The 12,462-nt window shown below is 64.4% G+C and carries 14 protein-coding genes and 1 pseudogene; 5 read left to right on the forward strand and 10 right to left on the reverse strand.

Annotated elements, in window-relative coordinates; genetic code table 11:
• The first annotated feature begins 10 nt into the window (after nucleotides 1-10).
• The 3 genes from CBP34_RS03980 (at nucleotide 11) to coaD (ending at nucleotide 2,786) form a co-directional block, all read left to right on the forward strand.
• Nucleotides 11-1,372: a M16 family metallopeptidase gene (locus CBP34_RS03980; RefSeq protein WP_086926710.1), complete on the forward strand. Its 1,362-nt coding sequence runs from the start codon at nucleotides 11-13 to the stop codon at nucleotides 1,370-1,372.
• Nucleotides 1,369-2,061 (forward strand): 16S rRNA (guanine(966)-N(2))-methyltransferase RsmD, encoded by a 693-nt coding sequence (gene rsmD, locus CBP34_RS03985; protein ID WP_086926711.1) that lies wholly within the window; start codon nucleotides 1,369-1,371, stop codon nucleotides 2,059-2,061. The genes CBP34_RS03980 and rsmD overlap by 4 nt, the downstream gene beginning before the upstream one ends.
• Nucleotides 2,062-2,285: 224 nt before the next feature.
• Entirely contained in the window at nucleotides 2,286-2,786 is a 501-nt protein-coding gene (gene coaD / locus CBP34_RS03990) for a pantetheine-phosphate adenylyltransferase (protein WP_094097364.1), read from the forward strand.
• A gap of 107 nt (nucleotides 2,787-2,893) precedes the next feature.
• Here the strand turns inward: coaD and CBP34_RS03995 are convergent, their stop codons facing one another.
• The 6 genes from CBP34_RS03995 to CBP34_RS04020 form a co-directional block, all read right to left on the reverse strand.
• Nucleotides 2,894-3,973, reverse strand: coding sequence for a zinc-binding metallopeptidase family protein (locus CBP34_RS03995; protein WP_094097365.1), 1,080 nt, complete (start codon nucleotides 3,971-3,973; stop codon nucleotides 2,894-2,896).
• 175 nt (nucleotides 3,974-4,148) lie between these two features.
• Entirely contained in the window at nucleotides 4,149-4,466 is a 318-nt protein-coding gene (locus tag CBP34_RS04000) for a BON domain-containing protein (RefSeq protein WP_086913949.1), read from the reverse strand.
• A gap of 110 nt (nucleotides 4,467-4,576) precedes the next feature.
• A complete protein-coding gene (locus tag CBP34_RS04005; RefSeq protein ID WP_094097366.1) occupies nucleotides 4,577-5,131 on the reverse strand; it encodes a ferritin-like domain-containing protein in 555 nt (184 codons plus the stop codon).
• Between the two features lie 37 nt (nucleotides 5,132-5,168).
• On the reverse strand, nucleotides 5,169-5,558 hold the full coding sequence (locus CBP34_RS04010) for a hypothetical protein (RefSeq protein ID WP_086911499.1): 390 nt from the start codon (nucleotides 5,556-5,558) through the stop codon (nucleotides 5,169-5,171).
• 63 nt (nucleotides 5,559-5,621) lie between these two features.
• Nucleotides 5,622-5,786, reverse strand: a complete 165-nt coding sequence (locus CBP34_RS04015; protein WP_086913950.1) for a DUF1328 domain-containing protein — start codon at nucleotides 5,784-5,786, stop codon at nucleotides 5,622-5,624.
• Between the two features lie 247 nt (nucleotides 5,787-6,033).
• Nucleotides 6,034-7,398: a sensor histidine kinase gene (locus tag CBP34_RS04020; protein WP_086911500.1), complete on the reverse strand. Its 1,365-nt coding sequence runs from the start codon at nucleotides 7,396-7,398 to the stop codon at nucleotides 6,034-6,036.
• 119 nt (nucleotides 7,399-7,517) lie between these two features.
• Here CBP34_RS04020 and CBP34_RS04025 point away from each other — a divergent pair, with 119 nt between their 5' ends.
• Entirely contained in the window at nucleotides 7,518-8,150 is a 633-nt protein-coding gene (locus CBP34_RS04025) for a response regulator (protein ID WP_086911501.1), read from the forward strand.
• An 85-nt stretch (nucleotides 8,151-8,235) separates the two neighbouring features.
• Here the strand turns inward: CBP34_RS04025 and CBP34_RS04030 are convergent, their stop codons facing one another.
• The 4 genes and pseudogenes from CBP34_RS04030 to gpmA all read right to left on the reverse strand — a co-directional run bounded on the left by CBP34_RS04030 (nucleotide 8,236) and on the right by gpmA (nucleotide 11,900).
• Nucleotides 8,236-8,652, reverse strand: coding sequence for a response regulator (locus CBP34_RS04030; RefSeq protein ID WP_094099058.1), 417 nt, complete (start codon nucleotides 8,650-8,652; stop codon nucleotides 8,236-8,238).
• A gap of 114 nt (nucleotides 8,653-8,766) precedes the next feature.
• A pseudogene (locus CBP34_RS04035) lies at nucleotides 8,767-9,518 on the reverse strand (HesA/MoeB/ThiF family protein).
• Nucleotides 9,519-9,600: 82 nt separating this feature from the next.
• On the reverse strand, nucleotides 9,601-11,037 hold the full coding sequence (locus tag CBP34_RS04040; RefSeq protein ID WP_094097367.1) for a S41 family peptidase: 1,437 nt from the start codon (nucleotides 11,035-11,037) through the stop codon (nucleotides 9,601-9,603).
• Between the two features lie 119 nt (nucleotides 11,038-11,156).
• Nucleotides 11,157-11,900: a 2,3-diphosphoglycerate-dependent phosphoglycerate mutase gene (gpmA, locus tag CBP34_RS04045; RefSeq protein ID WP_086911504.1), complete on the reverse strand. Its 744-nt coding sequence runs from the start codon at nucleotides 11,898-11,900 to the stop codon at nucleotides 11,157-11,159.
• A gap of 72 nt (nucleotides 11,901-11,972) precedes the next feature.
• Here gpmA and CBP34_RS04050 point away from each other — a divergent pair, with 72 nt between their 5' ends.
• A complete protein-coding gene (locus tag CBP34_RS04050) occupies nucleotides 11,973-12,380 on the forward strand; it encodes a rhodanese-like domain-containing protein (protein ID WP_086911505.1) in 408 nt (135 codons plus the stop codon).
• Nucleotides 12,381-12,462 lie beyond the last annotated feature (82 nt).

A 12,462-nucleotide genomic window follows, 5' to 3' on the forward strand; every position in this document is an offset into this window, starting at 1 on the left:
GAGGCATTGCATGATTACTATGAAAAAAATAGCTGCTAGCGCTTTATTGATAAGCGCTGGTGCCCTGTTTGGTGCCAGTCCTGCCTGGGCCTTGCTGCCCATCCAGCACTGGACCGAAGCCAATGGCGCCCAGGTCTGGCTGGTGGAAAGCCCCGTCATCCCCATGGTGGATGTGCAGATCGACTTTGACGCCGGCAGCCGCCGCGACCCGGCCGAACAGGCCGGCCTGGCCAGTGCCGTGGCCTCGATGGCCTCCAAGGGCGTGCTGGCCATGGCGGGCGAGGGTGCTGCGCCGCCGCTCGACGAAAACGCGCTGGGCGAGGCCTGGGCCGACCTGGGCGCCAGCTTTGACGCCAGCGCCGGCAGCGATGCGCTGCATTTTTCGCTGCGCTCCCTGACCGACCCCGCGCTGCTGCAACGCGCCGCTATGCTGGCCGCCCGCCAGATGGGCGAGCCCAGCTGGCCGGCCGATATCTGGCAGCGCGAACGTGCCCGATGGAGCGCCAGTATCAAGGAATCGCGCACGCGTCCCGCCACCGTGGCGGGCGAAGCCTTTGCCAGCGCGGTGTATGGCAGCCACCCTTACGGCTACCGGGCCACCGAGGACACGCTGGCGCGCATCGACGTGGCCGACATGCAGGCCTTTCATGCGCGCAGCATTGCCGCCTGCCGCGCCCGCGTGAGCATCGTGGGTGCCGTCAACCGCGCCCAGGCGCAGACGCTGGTGGCCACGCTGCTGTCGCGCCTGCCGCCGCGCACGGTGGCCGAATGCGCGCCGCTGCCGGCCGTGCCCGAAGTGGCGGCGCTCGCCGCACCGGCCGAGCAGCGCATCCCCTTTGCCTCGGCCCAGGCCCATGTGCTGATCGGCCAGCCAGGCTTTGCGCGCCGCGACCCCGACTTTCTGGCGCTGCTGGTGGGCAACCACATTCTGGGCGGCGGCGGCTTCACCTCGCGCCTGACCAGTGAGGTGCGCGAAAAGCGCGGCCTGAGCTACAGCGTGTACAGCGGCTTTGCGCCCGGCCTGCATGCGGGTGCCTTCACCATCGGCCTGCAGACCCGGCCTGACCAGGCCGCGCAGGCCGTGCAGGTCTCGCGCGACGTGCTGGCCCGCTTTGTGCGCGAAGGCCCCACCGAGGCCGAGCTGCGCGCCGCCAAGGACAACCTGATCGGCGGCTTTGCGCTGCGCATCGACAGCAACCGCAAGTTGCTGGGCAACGTGGCCAACATCGCCTGGAACGGGCTGCCGCTCGACTACCTGGACCACTGGACAAAGCGGGTCGAGGCGCTCACCGTGACCGACATCCGCGCCGCCATGGCGCGCAAGCTGCAGCCCGAGCGCATGGTTACCGTGGTCGTGGGAGGCCAGCCATGAGCCGTTCCAACCTGCGCCTGGAATCCCTGCCCGGCGGCCGCCTGGCCCGTCCCGCCAGGAACATCCCAGCGGCAGAGCCCGACGCCAAAGAAACCAAGAACAGCGTCAAGAAAGACGCAGCCCCCAAGGGTGCGGGCGAAATCCGCATCATCGGCGGCCAGTGGAAGCGCACGCGCCTGCCCGTGGCCCAGCGCCCGGGCCTGCGCCCCACGCCCGACCGTGTGCGCGAAACCCTGTTCAATTGGCTGGGCCAGGACCTTACCGGCTGGCATTGCCTCGATGCGTTTGCCGGCACCGGCGCACTGGGGCTGGAGGCCGCCTCGCGCGGCGCCACCGCCGTGCAGCTGGTCGAAAACGAGGCCGCCCTGGTGGCCCAGTTGCACAAGCTGCAGCAACGCCTGGCGGCCACTGCGGTGCGCGTGCAGCGCGGCGACGGCATTGCCGCGCTCAAGCATGCCGCCCCTGGCAGCCTGCACCTGGTGCTGCTGGACCCGCCATTTGACAGCACCCTGTTCGAGCCCGCCCTGCAGGCCGCAGCCCAGGCGGTGGCCGAGGACGGCTGTGTATATCTGGAGGCCCCGCTGGCCTGGACCGACGAGGCGCTGGCCCCGTTAGGGCTGGCCGTGCATCGCCACCTGAAGGCTGGCGCGGTGCATGCGCATTTGCTAAAGCGGCGACCGAAAGAGTGACTTTGCAGTGCCAGTTTGCTATCGTATAAATAGCTGATTGCGCTTATTGGATAAGCGCTAGAGCCTCATTTGGCACAAAGTCAAGGGGTGCGGGCACTGCGGCGCTTTGGCGTGCTGCAGTGCACTGCATAATGCGCCCACGCGGCCCGGCAGGCCTGCCGTGGCGATGACCATGTCCACCAGCCGGGGCCAACGTTCCTCTGCCCACCAGAAAGCCCCAGCCCATGGCCCACAATGTGCTCGCCGTTTACCCCGGAACTTTCGACCCCATCACCCTGGGGCATGAAGATCTGGTGCGCCGCGCGGCGCAACTGTTCGACCGGGTGATCGTGGCCGTGGCCATTGCCCACCACAAAAAAACAATGTTCAGCCTGGATGAGCGCATGGACATGGCGCGCGAGGCGCTGCGCGACTGCCCGCAGGTGAGCGTCGAGCCTTTCGATGGCCTGGTGACCGCGTTCACCGCCGCGCGCGGCGGCACGGCCATGCTGCGAGGCCTGCGCTCGGGCACCGATTTCGACTACGAATTTCAGCTGGCGGGCATGAACCGCGCGCTGGTGCCGCACATCGAGACGGTGTTCCTCACACCCGGCAGCCAGCACCAGTTCATCAGCAGCACGCTGGTGCGCGAAATTGCCACGCTGGGCGGCGATGTGGCGCAGTTTGTTTCGCCCGTGGTGCACGAGCACCTGATGCGCAGGCTCCAGCGTACAGCCGCCGTCTGATTCCATTTGTAGTTCACCCGCGTAGGTGGTGGTTCGCCAGATCGTGCTGCAGCACTGCCTGCGGGTGCGTGCCTGGACACGCGTGATTTGGAAACGGAATGAGCGTCTCAGCCTGCGGGGGCCTGCACCAGGTCGTGCACAAACCGCAGCTTGCCCATGGCGCCCGACGACAGCGCAAACGGATAGGCGTCGTTTTGCCCCAGGCTGCGGTTCAGGCTGTTGAGCATCAGGGTCAGGGGCACCCACTGGCGCACCATGTCGTCAAACGACGGGCGTGGGTTGGCGAAGGGGTCGGTGACCTGGTAGCGCTGGGCAGCGTTCGGGTCGGGCACGGTCACGCTGGTCTGGTAGCTGGCTGCCGTTTCGAGCAGGTCCACCATGTGCAGGTAATGGGCCCAGGTTTCGGCCCAGTCTTCCCACGGGTGCGAGGCCGCATAGCTGCTGACATGGTGCTGGCGCCAGTCGCCCAGGTCGTTGCCTTTGCCGTAGTGGGCGCTTAAAGCGCTGGCGTAATCCTGGCGCTCATCGCCAAACAGGCTGCGAAACGCCTCCAGGCAATGGCCGTCGCGCACCAGCTGGTCCCAGTAAAAGTGCCCCGATTCATGGCGCAGGTGGCCGATCAGCGTGCGGTAGGGTTCGCCCAGCGCCACGCGGCGCTGCGCGCGCTCGCCATCGTCAGCTTCGGCCACGTTGAGTGTGATGGTGCCGCCGTGGTGGCCCGTAAGGATGGTCGGCCCGCCGGGCCAGTCGGCCAAAAACTCGAACACCGGCCCGGCCCGGCCCGGTGCGGGCTCCAGCCCCAGGCGTGCCAGGGTGTAGAAAAGCTGGCGCTTGGCCGATTCGATCTGCTTCCAGCGGCCCAGATTGGCGGGCTCGGAGAGGTCGGGCAGCACGCGCGTCTGGCGGCACGATGCACACAGCGGCGAGAAATCGTTGGCCGGCACGGCGAAATTGCAGGCATCGTAAGCGGTGTGGTTATGGCACATGCGATAGAGCCTGCCGCTGTAGTCGGCACCGCCGCGTTGACCCATCCGGCGCCACAGGTCGGGTCCGTCCTGCGGCGCCGGGGCCAGCGCCGCCATGGCCAGCAGTTCGGGCACAAAGGCGAGCGTGCTGCCGCAGTGCAGGCACTGCACGCTGTCAAAAAAAACGAGGTGACCGCAATGGTCGCAATTGAATACCCGCATGGTGTTGCAGCTTAACCCCTGCGGTGGGGCGCACCGCGGGCAAAAGTGAGAAAGCGTGGCGGCCAGTGAAAAAGGGCACAAGCGCCTGACCCGCTGGTCCGGCGCTTGTGCCCTTTTTCAGCCACGTTGCTGCCGCACGGCGTGCACCGTGCCTGACAGCGTCGGGCGTGAACGCTCAGGGGCGCACAACAATGCTGTTGCGCACTTCCTTGACGTTCTTGGTGTTGCGCGCAATGACTCCAGCCTGGTCCTTCTCAGCCTGCGACTTTGCAAAACCCGACAGCTGCACCGTGCCATTGAGCGTTTCAACGCTGATGGAGGTGGCCGAAACGGTTTTGTCTTCGGCCATCTTGGCCTTGACGGCGGCGGTGATGCCGGCGTCATCGATGTAGGAGCCAACCGACTCCTGGTTGCGCGCTACAGCGCAGCCCGTGGCGGTAACAACGGTAATGGCTGCAGCTGCGGCAAAGGCAAGGGCACGTGCGTATTTCATGGTGTATTCCTTCATAGAGTTGGGACGCGGGTGCTAGGGAAAATCACAGTCTGCCGGTTTATTGCACCCTCCGTAACCGGCTGGCTGTTGTGATGCTGAAAGCGGGCGCGCTAGGCTTCCAGCAAATCCTTGAGTTCGTCGGCATGCTCTTCTTCGTCGGCCAGTATGCCTTCGAGCATGCGTTTGGTGGTGGGGTCTTTGTCACCAATTAATGCAATCATCTGGCGGTAGGCTTCCACCGCAATCCGCTCCGCCACCAGGTTGGCTTTCACCATGGCCTTGAGATCCGACGAGGTGTCGTAGTCGGCGTGGCTGCGGGCAAGCAAGGTGTCCGGTGCAAAGTCAGGTTCGCCCCCCAGCTGCACGATGCGCCGGGCAATCAGGTCGGCGTGCGCCGCCTCCTTGTTCGCATGCACCATGAACTCTGCTGCAATGGCCGGCGACGCCATGCCATGGGCGGTGAAATGGTGGCGCTTGTAGCGCAACACGCACACCAGTTCGGTTGCCAGGGCATCGTTGAGCAGGCGCACGATGTCATCGCGGTGCTTGCTGAAGGCCGGCGTGACAGCCCCTTCGTCCAGATGGCTGGTGGCTGCGGCCTTCAGGGCCTTTTCGTCGAGCGTCATGGCGGAGCCATGGGAGGGCAGATGGCTGATCTTTTGCATGGGGCACCTTCAAATTGGCGGAACGCTCCGACGTTTATCAGCGGTTGCGGCGGCTTGACAGCAACAGCAAGGCGGCGGTGACAGCAGCGCCGGCGGCAGCGGCAATGGCAACGGATTTGCCCGGTTGCTGTACGACGTAACGGGTGGTGGCGTCAGCGGCTTGCTGTACTTGGCGACGTGCGCGGGCACCGGTGTCGGCGCAAAAATCGATGCTGCGCGTGGCAAGGTCCTGCGCGCGGGTGGCCAGATCGTCGATCACGGGGCTGGCTTCGCGGCGCAGTTCGCGCACGCTGGTTGCGGCTTTGTCCAGGGATTCGTTGGCCACGTTGCGTGTGGTCTGCACGGCGTCCTGGGCACTTTGCAGCACGTTGTCTGCGATATTGCGGGCGCCGTTGGCAACTTTGTCGGTGGTGGACTCGATATTCATGGGTTTTCTCCGGATATGGGGGTTGGAGCGCAGTGGCTGCAAAAGGGCGGCCATGCGGTTGGATCAGCGCTTGTTCATCAGGCCCAGCACAAAGGTCACGATGGCCATGATCACGAACACAAAGAACAGGATCTTGGCAATGCCTACGGCGCCTGCCGCAATGCCGCCAAAGCCGAACACGGCGGCGATGAGTGCGATAACCAGAAAGACAACGGCGTAGTGCAGCATTTCCATCTCCTTACGGGGTCGGCGTGACCGACAGTTGGGTGGCGCCAGAAAGCCGAGCGCCTGAGATGTACTGTATGCAGCGCGGCCTGCCACGGATGCCGGTGGCTGACGCGGCCCCGTGTCAGCGCGGGGATGGCCGGCGTGTAGGACGCCGCTGATGCACCCCTGCAGACCGATGCACCCTCACCCGAGCGCGCAGGCCACCCAACGCGCAATGCGCATGGGCGAAGGGCGGGGCGCAGTGGGATCAGCGTGGCTGGGGCAGGACGGCCGATACCAGGGTGCCGTTGCCGGGACGGGAGGTGATGGTCAGACGCCCGCCCGCGGCCTCCACCCGGTGGCGCATGCCAGCCAGTCCGTGCGACGCGGGGCCCACGGCAGCGGGGTCGAAGCCCGCGCCATCGTCGCGCACCTGCACTGCCACATGGGTGGGATAGCTGTGTACGGTGACCAGCACCTTCTTCGCCTTGGCGTACTTGCTGATGTTGGTGAGGGCCTCCTGCACCAGCCGGTAAACCGTCAGCTGGGTGGCCTCATTCAGGTGCACGGCCTCCAGGTTGGTCTCGACCTCGATACCGGCGCCCTCGGCATGTTCGCGGGTCAGGATTTCGAGGGCTGCCGTCAGCCCGAGGTTGGACAAAGAGGACGGGCGCAGGTCTTCGATGATGCGGCGCTTGAGGGCAATGCCGCTGTTCAGTGTTTCGTTCAGGTGCCTGAGGCGCTCGGCAATGTCGGGCGCCTGGTGGTCGATCTTGGACTTGAGCCGGGCCACGTCGAGCTTGGCGGCGGTCAGCAAGGCCCCCAGTTCGTCGTGCAGCTCGCGCGCAAGGTAGCCACGCTCGTCTTCGCGCACTTGCTGCAGATGGCTGGCCAGCTCGGACAGTGACGCGGTGCGCTCGCGCACCAGGCCTTCGAGTCGCTCGCGTTCGCGTTCAAGCACTTCCTGTTCGCGCTGATTCACCTGCTGCAGGGTTCGCGCCTGGCGCAGGTACATGTAGAACGCCAGCAGCCCAACGGCTGTCACGGTCGCAATGCCGATGCGCGACAGCATCAGCGACTGCACAATCTGGCGGCGGCTCTCCTGCACCTTCTGGGCGCTGCGATCAATCAGCGCGTGGGCCTGGTTGCGAATCGACTGCATATGCTCCTTGCCCACGTCGGTATGGAGGATGAATTTCCATGCATCCTCGTTGCCCTGCCGGCGCAGGCGCAGACTCAGCTCCATCTCGGCCAGCTTGCGGGAGACCTCGCGTGACAGGTTGGCAAACTGCTGCAGGTCATCGGGTGACTTCAGGAACCTGGTGCGCAATTCGTCCAGGTTGGCGTGCACGGTGGTAACGGCCTTGTCGTAGGGTTCCAGATAGGTTTCGTTGCCCGTCAGAAGGTAACCGCGCTGGCCGGTTTCGGCGTCCAGCATGCTTTGCAGCAGGCGGTTGAGTGCATTGCGGGTCAGCTGCCCCTCATTCATTGCTTCCACGGCTTCCTGTGAGCGCATGTGCCCGGCTTCGTTGATGCCAATGAGCACCAGCGCGGCCAGCAGGGCGAAAGGCAGGCTGACGGCCATCGTGCGGCTTTTCCTGAGCCAGTGCCTGGATTGATCTTTGAGGGTCATGCGAGATATTCGGATAATGGCGGTGAACTGCTACGCTGCCAGCTGCGGTGCGCAGGGCTGCGCAAATATTTGGAACAACAACGACCCGGGGGTGGCATGGCCGCCCCCGAAAGAGGCTCATGATCAAGATCGGCATTGTGGATGACCATGCGATTGTCCGTACCGGGCTGCGGCAGTTTCTGTCGGAGCATGTGGACTTGCGCGTGGAGGGCGAGGCGGGCAATGGCCGCGAAGCCATCGATCTTGTGCGCAACCATGAAATCGATGTGTTGCTGATGGACCTGTCCATGCCCGGCCAGAGCGGGCTGGATGCGCTGGCCATGCTGCGAGCCAAGGCACCCGACATGGGCATTCTCATCCTGAGCGGCTATCCCGAAGAGCATTACGCCATCAACCTGATCCGTCAGGGCGCCAGCGGCTACCTCAACAAGGAATGCGAGCCCTCCGAGATCGTCGAAGCCATTCGCACCATCGCATTGGGACGGCGTTATCTCACGCCTGCCGTGGCCGAGTTGCTGGCGCAGCAACTGAACCGCAAGGACGACGCACCGCCGCACGAGCAATTGTCGGAACGGGAATTCCAGGTGTTCCTGAAACTGGCCAAGGGCGAAACGGCCGGCGATATTGCCAAGGCCTTGTCGCTGAGCGTCAAGACCGTGAGTACCTACCGCACGCGGCTCATGGAAAAAATGGGTCTCTCGTCCAACAGTGACCTGACCTACTACGCATTGAAGAACCGGCTGATCGACTGACGGGCGGGTCTTTTGCCCCGCTTGCGGTGCACCGGCTCCGCCCTGTCAAAGCTGCCCCGGCACGGCCTGCGCAGGGGAAGCGGCTTCACGGCACGTCCGACCGTGGCTGTGGGGGCGCAGCGTTTTGCGCCTTGCTGCTGTGCTCGATGCAATAGTCCACCAAGGCATCGATTTCATTGGACTTGTCGAATACCGCATCAACACCGAGCTGCGCGCAGCGCATGCGCACATCGGGGGTGGCGTAATTGCTCAGCACCACCATTTTCTGGCCCGGCTGGCGTGCGCGGCAAGCTGCCAGCACACCGAGACCGCTGCCCTGGCGAAGAAACAGATCCACTATGGCCAGATCCCACTGCGCGCTGTGGGCCGTCAGCCACTCCTTGCCTTCGTCTTCGGTGGCGCTGGCACCGACTGCCTCCACACATGCAAGTTCTTCCAGCGTGCCAATCAGATTTTCCCGAATCGTGGCGTTGTCTTCAACAATGTAGGTACGGAGTTTCACAGCCTGATCCATGGGGTGCGACCGGTGCAGATGTGCTGTGGCCGAGCCTTTAATTTAACGGGGTCGTTGGTGCAATTCTGCCAGCCGTCACACGCTGGGGCTGTAGGACGCCGCTTACTTCGATGATGCGCACACCGGGCAATCGGGGTGCCGGTTCAGGTGCATGGTGTTCCATTCCATGGCGCGGCCGTCCAGCATGAGCAGGCGGCCTGCGAGCGACGGCCCCGCGCCAGACAACAGCTTCAGCGCCTCGGCCGCCTGCATGGCGCCCACCACACCCACGAGCGGTGCAAACACCCCCATGGTCGAGCACTGCACCTCTTCGAATGCCGCGTCGGGGGGAACACGCACGCATAGCAGGGCGAAGCTGCATCGCGCGGCTCCACCACGGTGATCTGCCCGTCAAACCGGATCACCGCCCCGACCACGAGCGGCTTGCCATGCCGCACGCAAGCCGCGTTCACCGCGTGGCGCGTGGCGTAGTTGTCGCTGCAGTCCAGCACCACGGTGGCCTGGGGCACCAGTGTGTCGAGCAAGGCGGCATCGGCGCGTGCCTGCAAGGCGGTGACCTGGACGTCCGGATTGATCGCCGTGATGGCCTGCGCCGCCGACTGCACCTTGGGTTGCCCCACGCGGGCAGTGGTGTGTGCAATCTGGCGCTGCAGGTTGGTCAGGTCCACCACGTCGTTGTCGACCAGCGTGATGTGCCCGACACCGGCCGATCCCAGAAACAGCGCCGCCGGCGAGCCCAGTCCCCCTGCGCCGATGACCAAGGCGTGGCTTGCCAGAATGCGCTCTTGCCCCTCGATGCCCACTTCGTCGAGCAGGATGTGGCGGGAGTAGCGCAAGAGCTGGTCGTCGGTCATGGTGGATTCGATTTTTGGCGCGTGGCGCGTGAAAAAGGCCGGGCTCCGTGGGGAGCCCGGCCTTGGTGGAACGAGAACGGTCTCAGTTCTCTTTCTTTTCTTCCTTGCGCTCGGTCAGCGTCTTGCTGACGAGGACGGGGCGGCCCTTGAACTGGTTGAGGGCCTGCGTCAGCTGGAAGTCCTTGTCCGAGCCGAACTCGGGGATCTTGCGTTCCGCCACGGGCTTCTTGGCTTCTTCTTCCAGCCGCTTGCGGGCTTCTTCGCGGGCTTTTTCGCGGCCTTCGTCCTTGGGTTCATCGCCCTGTCCGCTGCCCAGGTGCTTGTCCAGGTCGGCCTCGCGCATGCGCAGCGCCGCGAACACATTGCCTTCTTCCGACTCGTCGATCATCACGTCGGGCACGATGCCCTTGGCCTGGATCGACTTGCCGCTTGGGGTGTAGTAGCGGGCCGTGGTGAGCTTGAGGCCGGTGTCCGGGCCCAGGGGGCGCACGGTCTGCACCGAGCCCTTGCCAAAAGTCTGGCTGCCCATGATGGTTGCGCGCTTGTGGTCCTGCAGCGCACCGGCCACGATCTCGCTGGCCGAAGCGGAGCCTTCGTTGACCAGCACGATCAGGGGCACCGTCTTGAGTGCCGCAGGCAACCGCTTGAGCGGGTCGCCGCTGCCGCGGCGCTGGTAGAACTCGGGCGCGGCCTTGTAGGTGGCCTTGCTTTCGGCCAGCTGGCCGTTGGTGCTGACCACGGTGACGTTTTCCGGCAGGAACGCTGCCGAGATGGCAACGGCCGCATCGAGCAAACCACCGGGATCGTTGCGCAGGTCCAGCACCAGGCCCTTGAGATGGGGGTCCTGCTTGTAGATCTCTTCGATCTTGCGCACGAAGTCATCGACGGTGCGCTCCTGGAACTGCGACAGCCGCACCCAGCCGTAACCCGGCTCGATGAGCTTGCCCTTGACCGACTGGGTCTTGATTTCTTCGCGCGTGATGGTGACGGGGAAGGTCCGGCTTTCTTCCTTGCGGAAGATGGTGAGCGTGACCTTGGTGTTGGGCTCGCCGCGCATCTTCTTGACGGCGTCATTGAGCGACAGGCCCTTGACGGCGGTTTCGTCAATTTTGGTGATCAGGTCGTTGGTCTTGAGCCCGGCGCGGAAGGCGGGAGAGCCCTCGATGGGCGAGACAATCTTGATCAGGCCGTCTTCCTGGGTGATCTCGATGCCCACGCCCACAAAGCGGCCCGAAGTGCCTTCGCGGAATTCCTTGAAAGACTTCTTGTCGAAATACTGTGAGTGGGGGTCCAGGCTGGCCACCATGCCCGAGATGGCGTCGGTGATGAGCTTCTTGTCATCTACCGGCTCGACATAGTCGGTCTTGACCAGGCCAAAAACAGCGGAAAGCTGCTGGATCTCCTCCAGCGGAAGCGGCGTCATGGCGCCGCGCGCCACCGTCTGCAGGGACACCGTCGTTAGCGCTCCCGCCACCACGCCAATCGATACCCACCCTGCAATTTTCAGTTTGTGGCCCATAGAACACCTTTACCGCTTCAATTCAATATACATCTTGGAAGGCCTGCGCCCGCTGCGGTTCCGCGCGGGCGCTCACTTTCGCAGGATTATTCGGGTTTTGGCCCGGCTTTACACCGACTTTACGCTTTGCCCTGCGACGCAACAGCGGCTGCCGCCCTGGCTGCGGCCTCGGCATCGCCCAGATAGTAGTGGCGGATGGGCTTGAGGTCGTCGTCGAGCTCGTATACCAGTGGAATGCCGTTGGGAATGTTCAGCTCCACGATGTCGTGGTCGGAGATGTTGTCCAGGTACTTGACCAGCGCCCGGATGGAGTTGCCGTGCGCGGCAACCACCACCCGCTGGCCCGAGCGGATGGCGGGGGCCATGGTGTCGTTCCAGAACGGCAGCACGCGCGCCACGGTGTCCTTGAGGCATTCGGTCAGCGGAATGTCTAGCGGGTTCATGCCGGCATAGCGCGGGTCGCTGCGCTCGCAGCGGGGGTCGGTGGCTTCCAGGGCCGGAGGCGGCGTGTCATAGCTGCGGCGCCACACCAGCACCTGCTTGTCGCCATATTGCTTGGCCGTCTCGCCCTTGTTCAGGCCTTGCAGCGCGCCATAGTGGCGCTCGTTCAGGCGCCAGCTTTTTTGCACGGGCAGCCAGGTGCGGTCCATTTCATCGAGGCAGTACCACAGGGTGTGGATGGCGCGCTTGAGCACGCTGGTGTAGGCAATGTCGAACTCGTAGCCCTCGGCCTTGAGCAGTTTGCCGGCGGACATGGCCTGCGACACGCCGGTGGGCGTGAGGTCCACATCGGTCCAGCCGGTGAAGCGGTTTTCAAGGTTCCAGGTGGATTCGCCGTGGCGAATCAGAACGAGTTTGTGCATGGTGTCCCTAGGGAAAGCGGGTCAAAACCATACATTCTAAAATTACGGGGTTTGCCAACCCAAGGAACCCTCGTGAAATTCGTTATCGACAACTGGTATTTGATCCTCGTGGCACTCGCCTCGGGCGGCATGTTGCTGTGGCCGCTGCTCAAGAGCGCCGGTGGTGGTTCGCTCACGCCGACGCGTGCCGTGCAGCTCATCAACCGGGAGAAGGCCGTGGTCATCGACGTATGCGAGACCGAAGAATTCGCGGCCGGCCATGTGGGCGGCGCCAAGAACGTGCCGCTGGGCCAGCTCGAAGAGCGCCTGCCCTCCCTGGTGAAGAACAAGGCCCTGCCGCTGGTGCTGGTCTGCGCCAGTGGCGCCCGCGCCAACCGCGCCGTGGCCATGGCCAAGAAGCTGGGTTATGACAATGCCCAGGCCATGGCCGGCGGCCTCAAGGCCTGGCGCGAGGCCAGCCTGCCGGTGGAAAAAGCCTGAGAAGGTGTGAACGAACCCGCCATGCCCGCTCGTCCCGCAAAAACGCACCCCATCGGCGTTGCAAATGCTCGCCATAGCACAA

The sequence above is a fragment of the Acidovorax carolinensis genome (assembly GCF_002157145.1).
GTDB classification, from domain to species: domain Bacteria; phylum Pseudomonadota; class Gammaproteobacteria; order Burkholderiales; family Burkholderiaceae_C; genus Acidovorax; species Acidovorax carolinensis.